Annotated in this window: 17 protein-coding genes; 6 read left to right on the forward strand and 11 right to left on the reverse strand. The window is 71.8% G+C overall.

Translation table 11 applies throughout. The annotated features are described in order from the left end of the window. Positions 1-3: 3 nt before the first annotated feature. Positions 4-762, reverse strand: a complete 759-nt coding sequence (locus WME90_RS38545; protein ID WP_437283719.1) for a DNA methyltransferase — start codon at positions 760-762, stop codon at positions 4-6. An 848-nt stretch (positions 763-1610) separates the two neighbouring features. Between WME90_RS38545 and WME90_RS38550 the strand changes: the two genes are divergently transcribed. The 3 genes from WME90_RS38550 to WME90_RS38560 all read left to right on the forward strand — a co-directional run bounded on the left by WME90_RS38550 (position 1611) and on the right by WME90_RS38560 (position 5678). After that, the gene (locus WME90_RS38550) at positions 1611-2375 is read left to right on the forward strand and encodes a hypothetical protein (protein ID WP_437277069.1); all 765 of its coding nucleotides are present in this window, start codon (positions 1611-1613) and stop codon (positions 2373-2375) included. A gap of 723 nt (positions 2376-3098) precedes the next feature. Next, positions 3099-3611, forward strand: a complete 513-nt coding sequence (locus tag WME90_RS38555) for a hypothetical protein (RefSeq protein WP_437277070.1) — start codon at positions 3099-3101, stop codon at positions 3609-3611. Positions 3612-3818: 207 nt separating this feature from the next. After that, positions 3819-5678: a hypothetical protein gene (locus WME90_RS38560; protein WP_437277071.1), complete on the forward strand. Its 1860-nt coding sequence runs from the start codon at positions 3819-3821 to the stop codon at positions 5676-5678. 33 nt (positions 5679-5711) lie between these two features. On the opposite strand, the gene WME90_RS38565 is transcribed toward WME90_RS38560, so the two are convergent. From WME90_RS38565 to WME90_RS38595, 7 genes are all read right to left on the reverse strand, one after another. Further along, positions 5712-6668, reverse strand: coding sequence for a hypothetical protein (locus WME90_RS38565; RefSeq protein WP_437277072.1), 957 nt, complete (start codon positions 6666-6668; stop codon positions 5712-5714). Positions 6669-6710: 42 nt separating this feature from the next. Further along, the gene (locus WME90_RS38570) at positions 6711-7946 is read right to left on the reverse strand and encodes a hypothetical protein (RefSeq protein ID WP_437277073.1); all 1236 of its coding nucleotides are present in this window, start codon (positions 7944-7946) and stop codon (positions 6711-6713) included. A gap of 736 nt (positions 7947-8682) precedes the next feature. Beyond that, the gene (locus WME90_RS38575) at positions 8683-9879 is read right to left on the reverse strand and encodes a serine/threonine-protein kinase (protein WP_437277074.1); all 1197 of its coding nucleotides are present in this window, start codon (positions 9877-9879) and stop codon (positions 8683-8685) included. Between the two features lie 295 nt (positions 9880-10174). Then, positions 10175-11923, reverse strand: a complete 1749-nt coding sequence (locus WME90_RS38580; RefSeq protein ID WP_437277075.1) for an ABC transporter permease — start codon at positions 11921-11923, stop codon at positions 10175-10177. Further along, the gene (locus WME90_RS38585) at positions 11920-13152 is read right to left on the reverse strand and encodes an ATP-binding cassette domain-containing protein (protein WP_437277076.1); all 1233 of its coding nucleotides are present in this window, start codon (positions 13150-13152) and stop codon (positions 11920-11922) included. The genes WME90_RS38580 and WME90_RS38585 overlap by 4 nt, the downstream gene beginning before the upstream one ends. After that, positions 13149-15293, reverse strand: coding sequence for a hypothetical protein (locus WME90_RS38590; RefSeq protein WP_437277077.1), 2145 nt, complete (start codon positions 15291-15293; stop codon positions 13149-13151). The genes WME90_RS38585 and WME90_RS38590 overlap by 4 nt, the downstream gene beginning before the upstream one ends. Then, positions 15290-16354 carry an AAA family ATPase gene (locus WME90_RS38595; RefSeq protein WP_437283720.1) on the reverse strand — a complete coding sequence of 355 codons (1065 nt, stop codon included), beginning with the start codon at positions 16352-16354 and terminating at the stop codon, positions 15290-15292. The genes WME90_RS38590 and WME90_RS38595 overlap by 4 nt, the downstream gene beginning before the upstream one ends. A gap of 77 nt (positions 16355-16431) precedes the next feature. Between WME90_RS38595 and WME90_RS38600 the strand changes: the two genes are divergently transcribed. Then, entirely contained in the window at positions 16432-16977 is a 546-nt protein-coding gene (locus WME90_RS38600) for a hypothetical protein (protein ID WP_437277078.1), read from the forward strand. Positions 16978-17153: 176 nt separating this feature from the next. On the opposite strand, the gene cysK is transcribed toward WME90_RS38600, so the two are convergent. Then, positions 17154-18110, reverse strand: coding sequence for a cysteine synthase A (gene cysK, locus WME90_RS38605; protein WP_437277079.1), 957 nt, complete (start codon positions 18108-18110; stop codon positions 17154-17156). Positions 18111-18161: 51 nt separating this feature from the next. After that, on the reverse strand, positions 18162-19232 hold the full coding sequence (locus WME90_RS38610; protein ID WP_437277080.1) for a sulfate/molybdate ABC transporter ATP-binding protein: 1071 nt from the start codon (positions 19230-19232) through the stop codon (positions 18162-18164). Between the two features lie 452 nt (positions 19233-19684). Here WME90_RS38610 and WME90_RS38615 point away from each other — a divergent pair, with 452 nt between their 5' ends. Further along, positions 19685-20644 carry an NAD-dependent epimerase/dehydratase family protein gene (locus WME90_RS38615; protein WP_437277081.1) on the forward strand — a complete coding sequence of 320 codons (960 nt, stop codon included), beginning with the start codon at positions 19685-19687 and terminating at the stop codon, positions 20642-20644. A gap of 31 nt (positions 20645-20675) precedes the next feature. On the opposite strand, the gene WME90_RS38620 is transcribed toward WME90_RS38615, so the two are convergent. Next, positions 20676-21416, reverse strand: a complete 741-nt coding sequence (locus WME90_RS38620) for a DUF434 domain-containing protein (protein WP_437277082.1) — start codon at positions 21414-21416, stop codon at positions 20676-20678. Between the two features lie 343 nt (positions 21417-21759). Between WME90_RS38620 and WME90_RS38625 the strand changes: the two genes are divergently transcribed. Then, entirely contained in the window at positions 21760-22575 is an 816-nt protein-coding gene (locus tag WME90_RS38625) for a hypothetical protein (RefSeq protein WP_437277083.1), read from the forward strand. Positions 22576-22636 lie beyond the last annotated feature (61 nt).

Consider the following 22636-nt stretch of genomic DNA (forward strand, 5'->3'; position numbering starts at 1 on the left):
CCGTCAGGCGGCCGAGATCTCGGCGCGCGGCTGCGGCGCGCACTTCGCGAGGCGGCGCGACGCGACGGCGTGGTACACGGGCGCGATCTCGGCGCTGTAACAGCGCCTGCCCGCGGCGAAGGCCGCCACCGCGACCGAGCAGAGCCCCCCGAACGGCTCCCAGACCACATCGCCCGGGTCGGACGATGCGCGGATGATGCGATCGAGCAGCTTGAGGGGCTTCTGGTTGCCGTGGACCGCCCGGCTCTCCTCCTTGAAGCGTTCGGGGCCGCGGACCGCGGGCTCGCTCCAGATGTTGGTGACCCCGACCTCGCAATGGAATTTCGCTCGCAGTTTGGACCACTCGTGGCCCGTCAGCGGCCGCTTGCCGTCGATCGAGAAGTAGGGTCGCCCCTCGGGGCGGCCGTGCGCGTTGGCAAACGCGGCGATCTGCTCGAAGGCCGAGGCAGGGGGGTAATACCAGAGGTGGCAGCGGGTGAAGTATTTCCTCGTGGCGGCGTTCTTCACGCCGCACGCCTCGTTCGTCTGGCGCAGCGGCAGGCCCGAGCGCTCCCATTCGTGCCGCAGCCAGGCCTTGAGAGGCAGCCGCGCGCCGCTGCTCTCCAGGAGGACCTTGCGCACGTACTGCACGCACACCTCGCTCACCACGGGGAACTTGCGCAGCGTCCGGGTGTTCGCGTTGCCCGCGATGTGGGCGATCCCCTTGTCCCAGACGTGGCAGGTCCGGTACTCCCATCCGTGCTGCTCGAGCAGCGGGTGCACGGTCGCCCAGCCGATCTCCGTCGCCCAGAACCAGAGCGTGGCGGACGGCAAGGCGCGCTCCGACCACGCGGCGACGTGGGGCGCGTACCACGCGGCGAGCCCGTCGTGGGTCGGGGGATCGCCGGGAAAACCTGAGACGCCGTAAGCACCGTCGGAGACGATCACAGTGGGCCTCGGCCAGGTGGAATAGTGCTCCAGCGCGTCGCCGAGCGTCAGGACGGGGTGGAGGTCGGTCGTTAGGCGCTTCGCGGAGGGCACGCCGCCATCCAATCGAACTGTGCGGATCTGTCAACAAAACGGCGGAACTTGGCCCCGGCGATCCGCGCGGGACGCGGGCGGTCCGCGCCTGCGCCGGCGGGGCGCTCCTCTCCTGGCGCGCGTCGCAGGCGCCTCGATCTCTCGCCGAGCGCTCCTTCCGCCCTGGGGGCTCGACCGATCCGTGCGACATCGCCGCCCTCCTGTCGATGTCGGGCGCCGCGTCGGTCTCGACGGCTTCGCCCTCGCCATGCCGTCCGTGATCACCGCGCCATCACCCTGCCGCTCCTGCGGTGGTCGTCGACGTGCGGATCTACGAAGACGTGCACGGAGGTCGCCCGGAGGAGACATGCTGCGGAAAGGAGGGGAATCCTGTTCGAAAAGGATCGAGCAGGAGCGAGCAGTACAGAGCGTGGCCCGTGCGCCGGTGATTGTAGAGATCGTTCGTTCGGCGTATGTTCTGTGGCTTGGTGCGCGACTTCGCTTTGTCGACGCACCGCGGTGATGCCCGCGGTGCCGCCGACACGGATATGACCAGCCTACGCGGGGCCATCGATTCCACACGGGAGGAAATCATGAATGCATTGAAGCGCATGAGCTCGAGAGCCGTCGTTCGCGCGCTCCCGGCCGTCGTGCTGACAGGGTTGAGCCTGCTCGCGCCGCGCCCGGCAAAGGGCCAGGTGGCCGGGGAGGCCAGCCATTTCTACTGGGCCGACACCCTCGTGGCCCACATCGCACCGGTGAACAACGAGTACGGCAGCGGCACGAGCTACGTGTATTGGGCCGGCGTCGGAGGAGCTACGGAGTATGAGAGCCGCAGCCTGTGCGCTTCGTTCGTCACGAACGTCCTCAAGCAGGCCTATCAGCTGTCCGCCTACGACATCCGCACGTGGTTCGGCAGCACAAGCCCGAACGCCGCGCTGTACCACGACAGGATCATCGAGGAGGTCGGTTTCGAGCAGATCATGACGGTGGGCGCGATCGAAGCCGGCGACATCATCGCGATCGAGTATCCGGCGGGGAGCACCGCCAGCGGGCACGTCGCCATCGCGGCGAGCGCTCCGGTGCTACGCGCGGCGACGTATCCGTTCGTGACGGGGACAGTCCAGTACGCGCTCGCCGTGCTCGACTCGAGCACCACGGGCCACGGGACGACCGACACCCGGCTCAACGCGGACGGCTCCTGGCACGCCGGTGTCGGCAGGGGCGTCATGCGCCTCTATGCGAACAGCAGCGGGACGATCGTGGGACACGCTTGGAGCACGCAATCGGGCTCGATCTATTATGCGAGGACGCTGCGCGATATCGTCGTCGGCAGGCTCGCCGAGCCATATAACGCGCTCCCCGTGCCGCAGTGACGGCGCGCTCGCGCTTGGACCGCCCGCGCTGCAGCTCCTCCTAGCCCCTCCTAGCTCCTCCTGGCTGGCTCAGGCTCGGCTCGACCTGGGACAGCTCCTAGCTCCTGGCGCAGCTGCTCACAGCTTCTGCTCAGCTCGACCTGCGACAGCTCTGTCCAGCTCGACCTGAGCTCCTGGCTGAGCTGGCTCAGGCGCTCACGGCTGTTGCTCGGCTCAACCTGGAACAGCGAACGAGCGAACGGCTCGACCTCGGCCAGGACAGGGAGGAAGGACAACCCCGGACAGCCCAACCCAACCCCGCGGCCAGCCAGCACGACCTCGTGCAACCATCTGCACAACGGCAAATTCAACATCGGATCACACCCATCACACCACACAACAAGCCATCAAATTCAGCAAAGCTCAAAGCCAGGACACAGGGTTCACCGCGACACACGCCGTGCAAGGAGAAACATGGCACCTGCAACGACGGCTCGAGGCTGGCTCATGCTCTCGCATTACACAAAACGTGTGCCCGACGTCGGTCAGTCCGACAGTCAACCGCAACGTCGGTCAGGCCAGCACGGGCCCAACAGGGGCCTCCGTTTCCGGTGGCACGGCGCCAACAGGGGCCTCCGTTTCCGGTTGACATCTGGCACGGCGCGTGGATCAACCACATTGCGCGCGTTCATGGTTGTCGACCTCGTGCGATACTCTCGCCCGCCATGCTGCTGGAGAACTCCCATGCACCGACCCCTCCTCGCCCAAGGCCTCGTGCTGTCGCTTTCGCCGTTCGGGTGCGTTACTAGCCCGGAAATTCCTGAAGCGTACGGCATGGCGGTCATGAACGTGAACGGGGAGAGCTTGGCGCTTGACACGGGCGATAGCGGCAAGCTGCCTGTCTCCAGATTCGATAACAGCTGGGACGTTGACTGCTCCCGCATCAATGGCGAAACCAATCTGGAGCTGGTGGATCAGTCGAAGGACCGGAGGGGCTTCTACTACCTCAATCTCCAGCTGCTCGGCAGCAAGCGCAAGGGCGGCGACGCTGCTGTCGTGAACATGACAATGTACGTCGGCGATGAGCTTTTCTATGGCTCTTGCCCCGCGACGCTCCGGACATCGCCGCAGGACTCGCACGAATGCACGTTTTCTTTCGCTGACTGTCGCCTGAACTTGCTCGGTGCTGCCCAGGACATTGTCCCGGCGCGCCTCGAGTTCGCGTCATTCCACCTGAAATGGTGCTTCGTCCGGTGAGGGGCGGGCGCGCGATATGTCCAAGGGCAGCTCCTCGGCGGCACGCCGTGGCCCAAGGCACCCGACGCCGCCCGACAGGTCGCCCCGACAGCGCGCGAGGCGCTCGCACAGGGCGCGCGGTCCGGCACGGGCTGCCGCAATAAGGCTTGACGGTGCGCCCTGAGGCGGCGCTGGCCGGCGCGTCTGCCCGCAGGTACACCTCGATCCATGGTGGATGCGTCTCCCCGGCGGAGGTTCAGCGCCGCGTTCGCTAGGTGGGCTCGCCGCGTCCGGCGGCGGCTCGCGCTCGATCTGGTGCTCACCGGCACGGCCGCTGGGATGGTGCTCGGCGCGGCGGGCGCGGCGGCCGCCTGGCACATGCGGCACGGCGCGCTGCGCCCCTGGATGGCCGCTGGCGGCCTGCTCGGCGCCGTGGCTGGCGCGGCGGCGGCGCGCCGGCGCCAGTGGTCGGACCCGAACGTCGCGTTGTTCCTCGACGGCAAGCTCGGCTCCGCCGAGTCGGTCTCTACGGCCGTCGAGCTCGCAGCATCCGACGACGCGGCGAACGGCGCGCCCCGGGCCAGCCCATCTTCAGCCCATGAAGTGGTCTTCGCCCACGCGGCGGCGGCCCTCGACGCCGCGACCGCCCGGCAGGTCCGCGCGCCCCTGTGGCGGCGCTGGCACGCCGGAGCGCCCCTCGCGGCAGCGGCCATCGGCTATCTCAGCTGGCTGCCGCTGCCACCCGCGCCCGCGGCAGCGGCGCCCCCGCCCGGGGCCGAGCAAGTGCGCCTCGCCGAGATCGCCGGGCTGGAACGGGTGGTCCAGCTGGCCGAGATCGACGCTCGGGACGCGGCGCAGCAGGAGCGGCTGAAGAGGCTCGCAGACGACGCGAAGAAGCTCCGCGAAAAGCTGAGGAACGGCGTCGAGCGCCGCGAAGCGCAGGCGGAGATCGGCAGGCTCCGCGACGCCATCACGGCCGAGCGGCTATCGCTCGGCGAGGGCGAGCAGCGTCACGGGATGGAGGCGGCGATCGGCAAGCTGGGAGAGGACCCTCAGCTGAAGCAGGCTGCGAAGGCGCTCGGCGATCGCGATCTCGTGGCGTTCGACGAGGAGATGGAGCGGATCGCTAACAAGCTCGAACAGGGCGATCGCGAGCGGGCCAGGAAGGTGCTCGAGGACGCTGCCGAAGCCGCCAAGAGGGCCGGCGCGCCCGGCGTGGCGAAGGCGCTCGAGGAGCAGCGCAAGCTGCTGGATCAGCGCGGCGAGCGCTCCGACGCGCTGAAAGAGCTGGCGGAGGCGCTCGGCGACGCGCTCGACGACGAGGGGCGCGACGCGCTCCGCGAGCTCGGCAGGACCGGGAGCGGCCGCGACGCGCGGCGGCTCGCCGGGAGCCTCGAGAAGGCGCTCGAGACGCTGAGCCCCGAGGAGCGCAAGCGGCTCGCCGACCGCTTGAAGCAGCGGACGGCGCAGTCCCCCGAAGGCGCGCTCGGGGAGCCCATGTCGAAGGAGCAGATGCGCGAGCTCGCACGGCAGATCGAGGCGCCCGAGGGGCAGCGACAGCTCGAGGAACAGCTGCGCCGGATGGCGCAGGAGGGGGGCCCGAGCAGCGAGGAGTCGAAGCGCCAACGAGCGCTCGACGACGCGCAACGCGGGGCGGGCGAGGCCGAGGGGCAGCTCGGGGGGGCGCCGCTCCCCGTACCGATCGCGGGCGGATCAGGCCACCCGGCGTCGGGCGGCCAAGGGCGCGGACAGGGCGGGCAGCAGGGCCCGTCGGGGGGCGACACCGGCAAACAGGAGACCGCGAAGCCAGGTCACTCCGAGGGCGGCGGACAGGGCAGCCACGAAGGCCAGACCGGCGCGATCGCCGGCGGTGAGCTGCGCTCACGCGCCAGCGCGAGGCTCAACCACGGCAGGCCGATGCCGGGGATCGTGACGGGCCGAGCAGCAGGGCGCGCCGGAGACACCGCCAACGTGCGAGGCGAGGGCGCGCTCGGTGCCGTGGGTCCCGAGGAGGTCGGCGGCGTCGATCGCAGCGATGTCCCCGAAGAGTACCGCGAGCAGGTGGGCCGCTATTTCCAGCCACGCTGAGTCCGGGGGAGAAGGCGCGCAGCGCTCTCCAGGCTAGAAGCTCGCGCCGATCAACACGCCGTTCGCCTCCGCGCCCACGATGGGCGCGGCGTACAGCCGGGGGAGCCCGGCCTTCGCGCTCGGCGCGCGGCTCGACGTGGTGAACGCGTACAAGGCCGTCCCCGCGAGCACCACGCCGCCGCCGAGGAAGCTCCAGAACGAGACGTTCGCGAGCGTGGTCTGGGCGTCGCGCAGGTCGGCGCGCCGCGCGCCGAACGGCTCCGTCGCGGCGGACTCGCCCTTCGCCGTGGAGAGGATCGCGAAGGTCACGCCCGACGCGAGCCCGAGCAGCCCGACCGCTCCGCCAGCGACCACCAGCGGAATGTTCGGGCCCGAATCGAGGCTCAGGGCGATGCTCTGGTCCGAGCCCCTCGCCACGAGCAGCGACGTCGACGTCCTGGCGCCGGCGCGGCGCGCCTCGATCGTGCGCTTGCCAGGATCGACGAACACCTGGGCGTCGAGGGGCGAACGCCCGACGAGCTTGCCGTCGATGAGCACCTCGGCGTCGTCGACGTTCACGCTGATGCGAAGCGCGCCGACCTGCGACTTGGCGACGGCGAGCCGCTTCTGCAAGAAGCTCTTCTTCTCGGCCTTCTCGCCGAGCGGAAAGGTATTGAGCGCGTACAGGAGATGCTCGGCCGCCTCGCGGGGCTGGTTCACCTCCAGCTCGACGTTCCCGAGATTGCCGGCCACGTCAAAGCTCTGCTGGAGATCCCACGCCGCCTGATAACGCGCCTCAGCTTCGGCGAACCGCGCCTCATCGTAGAACCTGTTCCCCTCCCGGTAGAGCTGCGCGGCGCGCTCGCCCGCGCGCGAGGTCGCGGGCACCGCGTCGGTCGGCGAGGTGGGCATCAGCCGAGCCTCGCCGGCCGCGAGCGCGGCGCTCGGCCCCAGGAGAACCGCCGCGCTCAGGAGGAGTAGAGACGGGTATTTCAAGAATGGCTTTCGCATGATGGCTGCCGGGAGGATTGCAATCCGGAGAGGCGACGCGCCTCAGGGGAACGGACGCGGGGGAGCGGTCGTCCCCGGGGGCGTTGTGGGCGACGCGGAGGGCGCGGATGGCAGGACCGGTGGTGGGCTCGGAGGGCTCACGGACAAGTCGTAGACGTCGTCCGGCGTGGTCAGAGGCCTGGGGGGGCGCCTTACCGGCGCAGCAGGACGCGCCGGAGACGGACGGGAAGCGGCGATGGCCGCGGAGTGTGCGGGCGGCGAGCCCGGCGGCGCCATCGGCGGCGCCATCGGAACGTCGGTGACGTCGGGGACGACCGGGCGCTCCGCGGTGGGCGGCGGCTCGATCGCCGCCGGAGGCGGGTGCTCGGGCTGCGCGCTCGGCGTGGACGTCGCGATGCGTGTGGGCTCGGGCGTGGGAACGCGGCCCCCCTCGGCCAGCGCCGAGTCCTGATCGCCCGTCGGATTGGCGGCGCGCCATAACACCCAGAAGCCCGCGACCGTCGCGCTCCCCAGAAACACGAGCAGCGCGAAGAGCGCCAGCGGGGCCCGGCGGCGGCGCGCCGCAAGCACCGCGGCGGCGGCGGCGGCGGTCACCGCGTCGGAGTCGTGCCGCGCTGCAGTCGGCGGAAGCCCGGCTCGAGAAACGGCGGCGGGCTGGGGAGCGGCCGCTGCGGTCGGCCGCTGCTTCCGAGACGACGGGCCGCGCGACCCGGACGATTCGTCTTCCGGGGGCGGCCAGACGCCGCTGCCCACGCCGACGCGGGCCGCGCGGACGCCGCCGGGGCGCGCGCCGCTCTGTCCATCGGGGATCCCCGGCGGAGCGCCCGGCATCCCCTGCACGGGGATCCTGCGCATCGTCGGCCGGTTCCGCTCATCGACGCCCTTCAAGAGCGACGGCGCCACCTGGATCTTCTGCAGATCCATCGCCTGGTGCTCTCGGTTCGGGGGCAGGGTGACCGGGGGGACATACACCTGCTTGTCGCTCGGCCCCGCCTCGCGATCTTGGCGGCGCCTCGGCCTGGGCTCGCCCCACTGCACCACCCGCTCCGGAGGCGGCGCGGCGGGGCCGGCGCTCCCCTCTTCAGGCCTGCGGCGCGGCTCCGGCGTGAGCGCCCGCTGTTGCGTCGGCGAGGGGTGCTCTTGCGATGCAAAATTCGGCGTGTCGTATCCGCGCGGCGGCTGCTGCGGCAGCGTCGGTTGCTGCGGCGCGGCGTCACCCGCGGCGCCCTGACCCGCCGGCTGCCCTGGCGAGCTCTTGTTCGCGTTCCTGTTGGTCATGCCTGCCCCTCTCGCCACGCGCAAAAGGCGCGCTGCTGCCCCTCGTGGGAAGCAGCACATCGAGCCCTCGGTGCCAAACGCCGCGTCGTCATGGGCGCGGTCCCGAGGAGATCTGCCTCGACCGCCGCACTGCAGACGGCGCGGCGGGTGCCATGGCAGCGCTCCGACAAGCACGGGGGCGCCGGAGGCCAGCGTCGAACGTGCGCTGGCACGCGCACGGCACCTCGGAGCTCGCTCGGGGACAGGGCCACGGCATAGCCCCGAAGATACTCCACCCAGCCGTCACCACCACGCACCCAAGCGTCACCACCCCCTCCAGAGCGATGCAAGGGCGCCCGCCATGGAGGGCACGGGCGCCGGGAACCGCTACCGTCACGGGCGTTACGGCGTCCGCTCCCGATGCCCGAAGGCTCCACCGCCGCGGACGTCGCTGACAAAGAGCGCGCGCGAGGCACGGCTCCTCGGATCGACGGCTCGCAAATTCGATCCTGGCTACCTTCTTGTTGCTTCACTGGAACCTGCGGGTGTCGTCCAAGGCTACGCTGTCGCACCTCCCGCGTGCCACGACCTCGATCGTTCGCATCCATCCGGCATCCACTGCTGCCCGCACCCAGGTTGAGCTGCCTCCCAGGCTGAACCCTCCCGCCCAGCGCTCCCATCCCACAGCCCGCATGGTAGCGGGTTCGTCGCTCCGGGTGACGTTCCTCGCATCCCCGGCGGCGACGTCGTGCCCCCGTCAGCCCACGAAGCTCAGCAGCAACGCCAGGGTGAAGCCGAAGAGCACCACGCTCACCACCAGCAATCCCATGGCCGCCCAGCTGGCCTCGGGGCGCGCCGGCCGCCGCCGCGCGCGCCGCGCCCTGCCCAGGGACGCCTCCGGGGCGCGCTGAAGCGCGGATCCTGGGGCGGCCTGCGCGGCCGAGTCCGGCGCCGTGAGGCCGAACGCCTCCACGGTCGCGTTCAACGTCGGTGGGAGCAGCGGCGCCCGGACCGGAGGCAGCGTCAGCGGCGCCGTGCGCTGCCAGCACGACCCCGACGGCACGGCGGCCCCACGGTCCGCCCCTCCCGAGAGCCCCGCGGCGATGCGCGACAGCTCCGCCGCGAACGCCGCGGCATCCGGGAAACGGAGCGCCGGGTGCTTCTCGAGCGCCCTCATGACCGCGCGGTCGAGCTCCGGCGGCACCGGCCGCGGCGCGTGGCTCGACGGCGGCACGGGGACCTCGCTCGCGTGGGCGCGCACGAGCTCGTGCACACGCCTCACGTGCTCGAACGGATCGCGACCGGCGAGCAACGTGTAGAGCACCACGCCGGCTGCATACACGTCGGTGCGGGCGTCGACGGCGAGCCCGCAAGCTTGCTCTGGCGAGAGATAGCGCGGCGTTCCGACGAGCACCCCCTCCTCCGTCTGATAGAGCGACGGCGCCGGCGCGCGCCCATCGCCGCGCGGAGCGACCACCTTGGCGATCCCGAAATCGAGCACCTTCACAACGCGCCGCCCCTGCACGTCCGCGTCGCACACGAAGAGGTTCTCCAGCTTCACGTCGCGGTGGACGATGCCCGCGCCGTGCGCCGCGGCGAGGCCCGCGAGCGTCTGCGCCACGAGGTCGAGCGCCTCCATCGCCGGCAGCGCGCCGCGCGCCGCGAGCTCCTCGCGCATCGTCCGGCCGTAGAGCCGCTCCATGACGAGGAACGTCCGCCCCTCGGCCGTCCGCCCGAAGTCGGTGACGGTCACCAGGTTGGGGTGCGCGAGCCGCGCCAGCGATTGCGCCTCGACGCGCATCCGCTCCACGAGCCGCGGCTCGCGGTTCAGGTCACGGTGCAAGAGCTTCACCACCACGGGCTTGTCGAGGCCCACGTGCGCGGCCTCGATCACCTCGCCCATCCCCCCTCGCCCGAGCCGGCGCACGGGCCGGTACGGCGTTCCGTCCAGCAAGGTGTCGCTCAGCTCAGGCGCCGCGCATCGGCAGTCTTCGTGCGAAGGCAAGGCCATCCCCTGCGGGTCGAGGTGGTGCCGCCGTCGTCACACGACGCGAGGAATCGAGATCCCCTCTCGCTCCCGGACCTCGAGCGCGCGAGCGCTCTTGTCACACGCTCCTCACGGAGCGCTCAAGATTTCGGCAGATCCGCGCGCAGGCGCATCCTGATGCATTCCCCAGTCGCGATCCAAATTTCCACACAAAGATAGGTACACGTACGATTTCTGAGCGCGCCGCGACCGCGACCTCGGCTCAGGCGCGGGGGTCGGCGGCGCTCGCTGGCTCTGCGTGCTCCGGCGTGACCGCGTGCGGCGGCGCTGCCTGTTCGGCCGCGAGCGCTGCCTCGTCTTCCCGGGCGAGGAGCGCGTCCGTCTCGGCGAACGCGGCCTCGCGCTGCGAGAGGACGACGGCGCAGCGCGAGCGCGCCGCGGCGAGCAGGCCGAGCCCGACGGCGACCCAGCCGGCGACAGCCATGTACCCGGCCGCCATGACGGCCCCCGAATCGCCCTGCTCGGCCTTGGAGAGCATCACGAACGCATAGAACGGCGAGGGGGCCGCGACGAGGAGGGCGCTCTCGCTCGTGTCGAGCTCCGCGACGAGGCCGGCGATGGCGGCGACGATCCATGGGCCGACCGCGATCGTGAAGAGCAGCGTCAGGAGCAGCGCCCGCGCGACAAGGGGCGAGGCGATCCGCGCGCGAAGGAACGCGCCGAGCCCGACGAGGAACACGTGGACGGCCAGCGCGTAGACGGCGACGTGCTGGATCTGCTGCGCGTGGATCTCCGGCGTCGCCACGGACACGCCGAGGCTCAGCCGGTGCCCGACGACCCAGAGCGCGGCGATGGCGGGGACCCCCGCCGCGAGGAGCAGGTACGCCGAGCGCATCACGCCGGGGCCGAAGAAGCGACGCAGCCGGCTGGCGCGGCTCCGGGCCCAGTGCACCTCGACACGGCGCGACGGGCCGATCGGCTCGCCGGCGAAGAGGAACACGCAGAAGACCAGAAACGAGAGCGCCACGCAGATGCCCGCGACGATCGCGGGCACGCGGTCGGATGGGTCCACCGAGAGCGCCGGCACCGTGACCGCGACGGTCGTCACCGGCGCGCAGACCGCGAACCACGTCTTCAGGCCGGAGGAGCGATCGTCGCTCTCGCTCGTGAGGTTCGCGACGGTCACCTGGTACAGGAACAACGCGGGCATGACGACCGCCGCGACCGGCAGGACGACCAGGAAGAGGACGTAATCGAGGCCGAGAGGCGCGCGCTGGTAGGCGATCGGGAGCCAGATGGGCGGCCCTTCGGGCACCTCCGGCCAGGCCAGGTGGGCCGCGTACGAGAGCCCCGAGCCCCCCGCCGCGAACAGGCTGATCGACAGCGGGAACGCGAGCAGCAACGTGACGAGGATCGCCGCGCGCAGGCTCGCCATCTTCGAGCTGATCGCGAGGCCGAAGGCCACGCTGAGAAGCGCGATCAGGAAGAGGAACAGGAAGGCGATCACCACCTCCATCGCGGTGATCCCGCCGAACAGGAACGGCAGCGCCCCGACCGGCGCGAGCATCACCACGTACATCGAGATCGCCGTGTAAGCGGCGAGGAACTTGCCTCGCGCGATCTCGCCGGGCGGGATGCCCGTCAGGAGCACCGCCTCCCAGGTGCGCCCTTCGCGCTCCGACGCGATGCTGTTCGCGGCGACCGCGGGCCCGACCAGCGCCACCACGAAGTACGCGAGCGAGAAGAAGACCTGGAACAGGATCACGCCCGTCTTCGCTGGCGCGATCTCCCTCGCCGCGATGCCGCCGATGGCGGCCACGAGCAGCGCGGTCAGCACCGCCAGCACGAGCAGGATGATCGGCGTGCGGGCGAGGCGCGCCGCCTGCTTGAGCTCGCGGATCCAGATCGGGTTCGGCTCGCCAAGGAGACGCCCCACTCGATGCCGCGCCCGATCGACGAGCCGCTGCGACGCCGGACCGGCGGGCGGCGATGTGCCAGTCTGCACGCTCACTGCACCTCTCCTTGCGTGACCTCCAGGAAGATCCGCTCGAGCTCGTTGCGCTCCGGCTCGACCCCGATCACGCCGACGCCGCTGCGCACGAGGTGCTGGACGATCTCGGCGATCTTCACGTCCGTGCCGACGTAACCGACGTGCACGGCCCCCGCGACGATCTCGACGTCGGCGATCCCCGGCCCGCCCCTGACCAGCAAGGCCGCTGCCTCGGGATCGCCGAGGACCCGCACCTTGACCTTGCGCCGGGAGATCTGCGAGAGCGCAGGATAGGCCGCCGGCCCGGCGGCGTGCTCCGGCGTGACCGCGTGCGGCCCGAATCCGGGCGCCGGACCGCCGGCCCGAGGGCGATCGACGGCGGCCGGATCCCCCGGCGCGCCGGCTGGCGGCGCCGCCTCGAGCCCGTGCGGCGGCGGCGCGTGCCCGTGCGCCTGCGCCGCGTACGCGCCCGGCACGGCGGCGTAACGCGGCGGCGCGTGCCCGTGCGCCTGCGCGGCGCGCAGCGCCTCGAGGCGCGCGGCGATCTCGCCGATCGGCCCCGCGACGACGAGGCGGCCCTTCTCGAGGATGCCGATCGACGTGCACACGTCGGAGAGCTCCGTGAGGATGTGCGACGAGAGGAAGATCGTCTTCCCCAGGCTCCGGAGCTCGAGCAAGAGATCGCGGATCTCGATGCGCGCGCGCGGATCGAGATCGCTCGCCGGCTCGTCCAGGATGAGCACCTTCGGATCGTGCAGCAGGATCCTCCCGAGCTGGAGGCGCTGCTTCATCCCCTTCGACATCGTCGCGACGATCCGGTCCTGGATCTTGCCGAGATCGGTCAGCTCCAGGACGGCGTCGACCACGTCGAGCGACGGCACCCGGAAGGCGTCCGCGAAGAACTCGAGGTACTCGCGCACCGTGATCCGGTCGTAGACGCCGGCGTGATCCGGCATGTACCCGATGCTGCGGCGGACGGCCGCCGGGTCGATCGTCACGTCGACCCCGTCGATCTCGACCCGCCCTGCCATGGGCTCGAGCAGGGTCGCCATAACCCGGATCGTCGTCGTCTTGCCCGCGCCGTTCGGCCCGATGAAGCCGAAGATCTCGCCAGGGCCCACGTCGAACGTGACGTCCTTCAGCACGTCGAGCGAGCCGAAGCGGTGCGAGAGGTGCCGGACGCGGATCGTCGGCCGAGGCCGCTCGAGCTGCGCGCCGGAGGGCGGAGCGTCGCCGGTCGCCGCGCTCACGGCCGGCCTCCGTAGCCCACGACCCGCACGAGCACGCGGTCGCTCTCGATCCGCAGCCCCGAGTCGCGCGCGCGCCCCTCGCCGCCGTCGAGCTGGCCGAACAGCACGGGCACGCCGGCCGGGAACCAGTCGACCGATCCGCCGGCGGCCTCCTCGATGGCCAGCCACGCGGCGCCGAGCCCCGGGGCGTCGGGATCGAGGAGCGGAGCGAGCAGGCTCCCGCCGAGGTCGTGGACGTCGATGCCGCCGACCCGCCGCCCGAAGCCCACGTGCGAGAGCCAGCCCTGTCCCCCGCTCTGCGCCGCGAGATCGACCCCCGCGCGCGACGAGACCCTCTCCCCGTCCCCGATGCGGGCGAAGTAGCGGGCCGAGCCCTCCGGCAGCCACAGGATGCCGCCGCGGAGATCGCGGCCGCTCCGGTTGCTCACGACGACGTCGCCGCTCGGATCGGCGACGATCGCGATGCCGTCCCCGAGCGACGCGGCCCCGTCCTCGCGCACGATCACCGTCTGCCAGGGGAGCGCCGCGACCTTCGTCAGCCGGGCCCCGTCGCGGTCCACGAGCAGCCGGTCGCGCCGCTCCGAGAGCTCGGCGACCACCGACGTGCTGATGACCCCGCTCGCGTCGGTCGTGCGGACCGTGAGCTCCTCCGCGCTGGAGACGAAGAAGCCCCGGAACCGGCGCGCCGCCCCCTTCGTCATGCCTGCACCCGCCTCGATCAGCGTGAGGTGGCGCGCCCTGCCGCGCACGCCCTTCGCGAGCATGCCCACGCCGACGATCACGGCAAACGTGACCGCGGCATACACCGGCAGGTGCCGGAGCGCGCGGAGCGGCCTGCCCTGCCGCGCGGCGCGCGCGAAGTTGATCGGACCGGCGAGCACCGCATAAATGCAGAGCAGCATCGCGGAGACCCCGATCGCCCAGCGCGAGCTCTCGTTCGGATCGAGCTCCCGCCGCACCGGATCGAGGTCGACGCCCATCGCCTCCTCCCCCGGGCGGAAGGCGACCGTGGAGCGGCGGTCGTAGGCGCGGCGAGCGAGATCGGCCACGCGGATCTTCACCCACGGGTCGCTGGCCGCGGGTGAGCGCGTCGGGTCGAACGCGAGCAGGTGCACCTCGCCGAGGCCGTAGAACGCCGAGCTGCCGTACGGGCTCCCGCGCAGGTTGCCGCCCGACCAGCCGGAGAGCGTCTCGGCCACCGCGGGGCTCGCGCTCGGCGCGGGCGCGAGCACGTTGCCCTGCTTGCCCAAGCCGCCGGAGACGCCGGGCGGCACGATCTCCTCGAGGGTGCGCGGCGCGACGCCCGCCCGCGCGACCTCACCGCCGACGAACGCCGCGAGCGTCGGGTGCCGCAGATCCTCGGGGCGCGCGACGGACAGCGCCAGCGTGCCGCCGGAGAGCACGTAGCCGGCGAGCGCCTCGAGCTCGGCGCCGCTCAGCCTGGACAGCGTGTCGGTGCGCATGAGCACGGCGTCCGCCCCGCTGTACAGGGCCGCCCTGTCGGGCAGCAGCGGGTCGCCGGTCGCGCTGTCGAAGCGCGGTTGCCCGACCCACAGGACGGGGTTCGGCGATCCCCCGGGCGAGCGGCCGGGCGATATGTACAGCGGCGCGACCGGCGCGTCGTGGAGGCCCCCGCGGAGGAGCGATCTCTCGCTGACGTCGAACAGCATCACCGCGTGCTGCGAGGTCGACGACAGCGCCTGCGCGTACACGGGCGCTCCGCGCTCATCGAGCGCCCGCACCTGCACGTCGCCGAAGGGCGCCACGTTCACCGGCACGCGCACGTCGACCGACGCGCCCGCCCCGACGGCGTACGGCGCCGACGCGACGAAGACGCGCTGATCGGAGTAGCGCTTCGACTCGATCTCGACCTCGCCTCTGGCCGCCCTGCCGCCGTTGTTCTTGATGCGGACGACGATCTGGTTCCATCCCCAGGGCATGCCGCCGCTCGTCCCGAGCACGGGCGCCGCGTCGACGACGAGCTCCGGCGCGGTCGACGGGAGCGGCGCCTGCGCGGACGCGGGCCCCGCCGAGGAGAGCGCCGCGAGCCACGCCGCCCCCGCGAGGCCCTTCGCGCCGCTCGTCAGCGACAGCGACCCGATCCGGAGCGCCCGCTGCTGCACGTCATCGCCGCGCCTCATCGCCGGATCGCCTGCGCCACGGCCTCGGGCCGCGCCTCGATCGCGGAGAGCAGCGCCGAGATCACCTGATCCGTCGTGATGCCCTCCGCCTCGCCCTCGAAGGACCGGATCATCCGGTGGCGGAGCACCGGCCTCGCGACCCGCTGCACGTCGGCGAAGGCGACGTGCGCCCTGCCCTGGAGCAGCGCCACGGCCTTCGCGGCCAGCACCAGCGACTGCGCGCCGCGCACGCCGGCGCCGAAACGGAGCGACCTCCGCACGATCTCGGGCGCCCCCTCGGCGGCAGGATCGCTCGCCCGCGTGAGCCGCGACGCGTACCGCATGACGGGCTCGGCGACCGCGACGTCGCGGCAGAGCGACCGCAGCGAGAGCACCTCGTCGCGGGTGAGCACCCGCGGCGGCGGCCCGCGATCATGGCCCGTGGTCCGGGCGAGGATCTCGGTCAGCTCGTCCTCGGTGGGGCTCGGCACGAGCACCTTGAGCAGGAACCGATCGAGCTGCGCCTCCGGCAGCGGGTAGGTCCCCTCCATCTCGATCGGGTTCTCGGTGGCCAGCACGAAGAACGGCTCCTCCATGGCGTACCGCGTGCCCGCGATGGTGCACGCGTGCTCCTGCATGGCCTCGAGCAGCGCGCTCTGCGTCTTCGGCGTCGCCCGGTTGATCTCGTCGGCCAGGATCACCTGCCCGAAGATCGGCCCCTTGTGCAGCGAGAAGTGGCGCGATCCGTCGGCCGCCGCGACGAGCACGTTCGTGCCGGTCACGTCGCTCGGCATGAGGTCCGGGGTGAACTGGATGCGCGAGAACGCGAGATCCAGGCACCCGGCGATGGTCCTGACGAGGAGCGTCTTGCCCAGCCCGGGCGCCCCCTCGAGGAGGACGTGGCCTCCCGCGAGGATCCCCCAGAGCGTCTGCTCGATGACCTCGTCCTGCCCGACCACGGCGTGCCCGATCGCCTCTCGCAGCCGTGCGCTCGTCCGCTGGGCGAGCTCGAGCCTCGCCTCGAAGGAGGCGGGCGCCGCGCCCTGCCCGCCGTCAATACCCGCGCCTGATTCCGCCGCCATCTCGTCGCCCTCGGCGGACGACGATAGCCGGCCGCGCCCCGCGCGTCGATCGGACGTCGCCATGCTATGTTTCACGAATGAGCATGCTTATCCGGACTTGTCGCCGTGGGCTCGCTTCGCTCTGCCTTCCCGCGCGCAGCGGCGCGGCGCTCACCCTGGCGCTCTCGCTCGGCGCGAGCGCCTGTGCCTCGGTCGTCGGCGAGCACGAGGTGGAGACCAAGTTCCTCGTCAAGCCCACCTCGCAGTCGACCTTCTCCGGGTGGAGCGAGCTCTCTGTTTCGGAGGATCCGAACTCCGTCGACCGGGCCGAGCTCATGTACATCCGGCTGGAAGCGCGCGACAGCAACGTGCCTGACCTCACCTTCATCAAGAGCATCTCCGCCTCGGCCGTCGTCGACGGCAAGTCGACCCTGGTCGCCAAGAAGGCGCCGATGCCTGCTGGAGAGCGCATCGTCCCGCTGGAGCGCGTCTATCACGACGACATCCGGCCATTCTTCTTCAAGGACGACGAGAGCGGCGATTACACGGTGCACGTCGACTGGGAGGGCCAGGCCGATCTCACGGAGACGATCCCGCCCGAAGGCGTGTGGATGAAGGTCCTCGTCGCCGTCCGCATCGAGTGATCGCGCCGCTCACGGCGCCCCTCATTTCAATACCGCTCGCGGCGCTTCCCATGCGCCCTTCGTGTCCGGCTCCTCAGCCATCCAAGCTTCCCTCTCCCGATCAGCCCGACGGACGAACCGAGAGCGCGCCGCGCGAAGCGAGGGCGATCCGACGTGCGGCTGCCTGCCCTGGCGTCTCAGCGGGAGCTCGCCGCGCGAGCGCAGCCGACGAGCTCCTTGAAGAGCGGCGACGTGACGTACCGCTCCCCGCCGTCGGGGAGGATCACCACGATCCTCTTGCCCTGCATCTCGTCGCGCGCCGCGATCGACAGCGCCGCCGCCATCGCCGCGCCGCCGGAGATGCCGACGAGGATCCCCTCGGTCTTCGCGAGCCGGCGCGCGGCGTCGAAGGACTCGTCCTCGGACACCGGCACCACCTCGTCGATGATCTCGCGCCGGAGGATCTTCGGGACGAAGCCCGCGCCGATGCCCTGGATAAGGTGCGCCCCCACGCGGCCGCCGCTCAACACGGCGGCGTTCTTGGGCTCGACCGCGATCATCTTCACGCCCGGCTTCTTCTGCTTGAGCACCTCGCCCACGCCGGTGATCGTCCCGCCGGTCCCCACGCCGGCGACGACGACGTCGACCGTCCCGTCCGTGTCCTCCCAGATCTCTCGCGCGGTCGTCACGCGGTGCGCGGCGGGGTTCGCCGGGTTCTCGAACTGCTGGAGCATCACCGCGCCGGGCGTCTCCTCCACGATCTGACGCGCCCGCGCGACGGCCTGCACCATGAGCGAGCCGGGCGTCAGCAGCACGTCGACCCCGAACGCCCGGAGCAGCGCGATCCGCTCCGGGCTCATCGTCTCGGGCATCGTGAGGATCAGCCGGTAGCCCTTGGCCGCCGAGATCATCGCCAGCGCGAGGCCCGTGTTGCCGCTCGTCGGCTCGACGAGGACGCTGCCGGCCTTCAGCTTGCCCTGCCGCTCGGCGTCCTCGACCATGGCGAGGCCGATGCGATCCTTGACGCTGCCGCCGGGGTTCCGGCTCTCGATCTTGCCGATCAGCTCGGCACGCAGCCCCTTGCCCGCGGAGCTCAGGCGGACGAGGGGGGTGCGCCCGATCGTCGCCGCGATGTCGTCGAAGATTGAAGCCACGTGGCGCCTCCCGTGATGGCCGCTGGCCCGACGGGAGCGCCGGCCGGCGGACTAGATGGAGTAATCTTGCACGAAGATCTTGGCGTCTCGGAGGTTTACAAGCACCCTGTCCCCCTCGGACAGGCCGAGCTCGGCGACGCGGTCCTTTGTCAGCTCGACGGAGAGCGGCTGGCCATCGGAGAGGCGGAGCTCTGCCTTGACCATCCACCCGACCCGCGATAGCCGCTCGACGCGCGCGACGCTGGCGTCGTCGGCCGCGGGCGTCTTCGAGGAGTCGATCCGGGTGTGGACCTCGATGTCGTGGGGCCGCACGAAGGCGCGCACGCTCGCGCCGTCGCCGGTCCCTGGGGGCGCGTGCACCGCGAGGGTCCCGAGCGCCGCCTGGCCGTCGCGTACCTCGCCCTTGAGCACGTTGATCGAGCCCACGAAGCTCGCCACGAACTCGGTCGCCGGCCGATCGTAGATCTCCTCGGGCGTGCCGATCTGCTCGACCCGCCCCTTGTGCAGCACGATGACCCGATCGGCGAGGTCCATCGCCTCTTCCTGGTCGTGGGTCACGAAGACGCTGGTGATCCCTCGCTCCTTGTGGAGCCGCCGGATCCACTCGCGCAGCTCGAGGCGCACCTTGGCGTCGAGCGCTCCGAACGGCTCGTCGAGCAGGAGCAGCGACGAGCCTGGCGCGAGGGCGCGCGCCAGCGCGACGCGCTGCCGCTGGCCGCCGGACAGCTCGTGCGGGAACCTGCCGCCGAGCCCGTCGAGCTGCACGAGGCTGAGGAGCTCGTCGACGGTGGCCGCGATCTCCTTCCGGGGGCGCTTCCGGATCGTGAGGCCGAAGCCGATGTTGTCGCGCACGCTCATGTGCCTGAACAGCGCGTAGCTCTGGAAGACGAAGCCGATGTTGCGGTCCTGGACGCGGGTGATCGTCGCGTTCTTGCCGTTCAGGATGACCTCGCCGGAGTCGGGGCTCTCGAGCCCGGCGATGATGCGCAGGACGGTGCTCTTGCCACCTCCGCTCGGCCCGAGCAGCGCGACGAGCGCGCCGCTCTCGATCTCGAACGAGACGTCATCGACCACCTTGTTCGGACCGAACCGCTTCGTGAGCCGCTCGACAACAATTCCCATAAGCAACAGCTAGCCTTCCGACCCGTCTCGATCGCGCCTCGGACAGAAAAAAACGCGGGGCCCGAGCGCGCCCAGCGTCGCCTGCCGGGCGGGTAGGCGCAACCAGATTCAGAAATACACATCGGAAAGGTGGGCGTATTTGCAAGAAGCAGGAGGGCGCGCGTCTGGGCGATCGATCGGTCCCCCATCGGTCCCCAACCTCGGTCGGTCGGTGGTCGCTCGACGACGGTCCCCAACCTCGGTCGGTCCCCACTCAGTCCCTCAACCCCGGTCGGCCCTCGACGAGCTCAGCGGGGCGGCGGGCGTCGCGCGGCCGGCTGCTGCCCACTCGACGGACGGCCCGAGGTGCTAGCATCGCCGCGCCGCGACGCGGCAGGCCCGGCGCCGGAGGCCGCGGCGCGGCAAGACGAGGACGCGAGGCCGCGGCGCGGCAGGACCAGGACGGGAGGCGGATGCGTTGTCTGGTGACGGGGGTGGCCGGCTTCATCGGCTCCCACCTGGCGGAGCGGTTGATCGAGCTCGGACACGATGTCCTCGGGGTGGACCGCTTCACCGACTACTACGCCCGCGACATCAAGGAGGGGAACCTGGCACGGCTGCGCGGCGAGCGGCGCTTCTCGCTCTCGACGGCCGATCTCGCGACCGACGATCTCCGCCCGCTGCTCTCGGGCCGGGAGGTCGTCTTCCACCAGGCGGCACAGGCGGGCGTGCGCCCGAGCTGGGGCCAGAGCTTCGAGGTCTACCTGCGCGACAACGTGCTCGCCACGCAGCGGCTGCTGGAGGCGGCGAGGGCGCACGGCCAGGTGCGCAAGCTCGTCTATGCCTCGTCGTCCTCCGTCTACGGCGACCCCTCCGGCGACACAGGCGATATGCCCATGCACGAATCCAGCCGGACCGCCCCTCACTCGCCCTACGGGGTGACGAAGCTCGCGGCCGAGCAGCTCTGCGAGCTGTACCGGCGCAACTTCGGCCTGCCCACGATCTCGCTCCGGTACTTCACGGTGTACGGCCCCAGGCAGCGCCCCGACATGGCGTTCCACCGCTTCATCTCCGCCGTGCTGAAGGGCGAGCCGGTCCGCGTGTACGGCGACGGCGAGCAGACGCGCGACTTCACGTACGTGAGCGACGCGGTGCAGGCCAACGTCGACGCCATGGAGAGCGGCGCGGTCGGCGTGTTCAACATCGGCGGCGGCTCACGGGTGAGCCTCAACGACGCGCTCGGCCTACTGGGCGAGCTCGCGGGCCCCGTGCGCGTCGAGCGGGGAGAGCCGCAGCCCGGGGATGTCCGGCGCACCTGGGCGGACACGGCGGCGGCGCAGGTGGCGCTCCGCTACGTGCCCCAGGTGCCCCTGCGCGAGGGGCTCGCGGCGCAGGTGGCCTGGCAGACGCGGCGGCTCGGGCTTTGCCGGTGACGGGCGCTCGGCGCCCTCACGCCCTGCGCCCTCACGCGCCGGCGGCTCCTTCACGTGGGACGAGATCGACGACGCGTGCCCCCGGCACGCGCGCGCCCACGATCTCCTCCGCGAGGTTGACCCAGCACACGCAGCGATCGAGGACGACGCTGTCGGACGAGATCACGCCCGTCGCCCCCGCGAGCAGGCGATCAGGATCGGGGACGAGCGTCGCCTCGATCGCGAGGGGCGCGCCGCCGAGCCGCTCCAGGATCCTCGCGCGCAGCCGCCCGGAGCTGGGGACGGCGGCGTCGAGGAGGAAGCGCGCGCGCGCCGCGCCGGCGCCGGACAGCGCGTCGCCGATCCGATCGATGGCCGCGTCGGTCTCCGCGATCGGCGCGTAGCTGCCGCGCAGCCCCGCGAGATCGCGGAGCGCCCCCTCGACGCCGCGCACGAGCAGGCCGCCCGCGAGGGCCACCTCCAGGGTGATGATCAGGTTGAAGCCGTCGATGTTCGCCTCCGCGCCCCGGAGCGACGAGGACGGCGCGCGGCGCGCGAGGCGCGACGCCCGCTGCGCGTCCGAGCAAGCGGCTCGCTGCAGCGCGAGGCGCTGGCGGGCGGCCAGCTGGTGGTGGTCGCCTGCGGTCCGGATCGCGGTGCGCAGCGGATAACCGCGGCCGAGGAGCCAGGTCACCTCCTCGAGGGCGACGCGCAGCTTCGGGACTGCGTCGGGGCCGAACAGCCGCTCGTCGTCGGGGTGTCCGCCGCGCGGCGCGCCGCTGCTCTCGCCCATCACGTCACTTGCCTCCGCTGCGCGACGGCACGCACGTCGCGCCGTCGGCTCCACACGCGACTCGATTACCACACCCGGGTCGCCCCCGAACGCTCGTGCACGGCGGTCGTCTGGCCGGCCGCCCCGCGCCCGATCGCCGCGAGCGAGCGGCCGCCTTTCCCGGGGGCGCTCCTCCACCGGCGTGTGCTCCCGCGCTTGGCGCGCGCCGCGAGCGAGCGCCCCGCTCCTCCGGCGCGCGGCGAGCACGGTCCCGACCTGGCGCCTGGAGGAAAGCGCTTGCGGGAGAGCGCGCGCGCCTCGTTAAAATGCACGGTTTCCTGGGGGAGGATCGGAGAAGAGAACGATGGCAGCCTACGGATACAGCTTCGTCACGGACAAGGCGTTCAGCGCGTTCGCGCGGGATCTCGATCAGGGCGCCTGGAAGGGTGTCTCGATCGACAGGTACGACGTCCCGAGCCGCGTCCCGACGGCGTCGCTCTTCGAAGCGCCGAGGCCGGTGGTCTGGAAGGTGCGTGCGCTCTGGAGCATCGCGGCGCTCGACGAGGCGCTCGGGGTCGCGTCGGCCGCGGCGCTCACCGAGCTCGACGCGGAGTGGGACGCTTCCCAGCGCGCGCTGCACCTGTTCCTGGCGTCGGCGGCCGAGGGCAGGGACCCGGCGCACCGCGACGCGGCGATCCGGCTGCGCGGCGCGCTGCTCGCGGGGGCCGGCACCGAGCAGACCCAGTACGGGTACGACGCCGAGGTCGACTTCGGCTGGCACCAGGTCGCCATCGCGAGCAAGGCGCCGCGCTCCGCCGACGTGAAAAAGGTCGGCGCCGGCGCGTACCTGAAGCGCATCGAGGAAGCGACCGCGGCGCTCGCCAGGGGGCTCGGCCGGGGCTCCGGCCAGAAGCGGGCGATCGCGCGCTCGAAGCGCATCCGCGAGGCGATGACCGCGTGTACGTCCGCCTTCAACGCCATCCACGACGAGATCAGCTGGCTGCTCGAGCACACGCCGAGCGGCAAGCAGCGCGAGTTCCTCGAGGCGCTCCACGCGCCCTTCGTCGCGCTGCTCCAGCGGAGCCCGCAGCGCGCCCTCCCGGCCGACGAGCAGGACGACACGGCCACGGCGGAGCCGCAGCTGCCACGGCTCGACGTGCCGGAGAGCGCCCCCGCCTGAGCGCATCCAGCGCCTGAAAACGCGCCTCGCTCCCCTGCCGGCACCCGGCAGCGCTTCCCTC

It is taken from the genome of Sorangium sp. So ce375 (assembly GCF_051473855.1).
GTDB lineage: Bacteria > Myxococcota_A > Polyangia > Polyangiales > Polyangiaceae > Sorangium.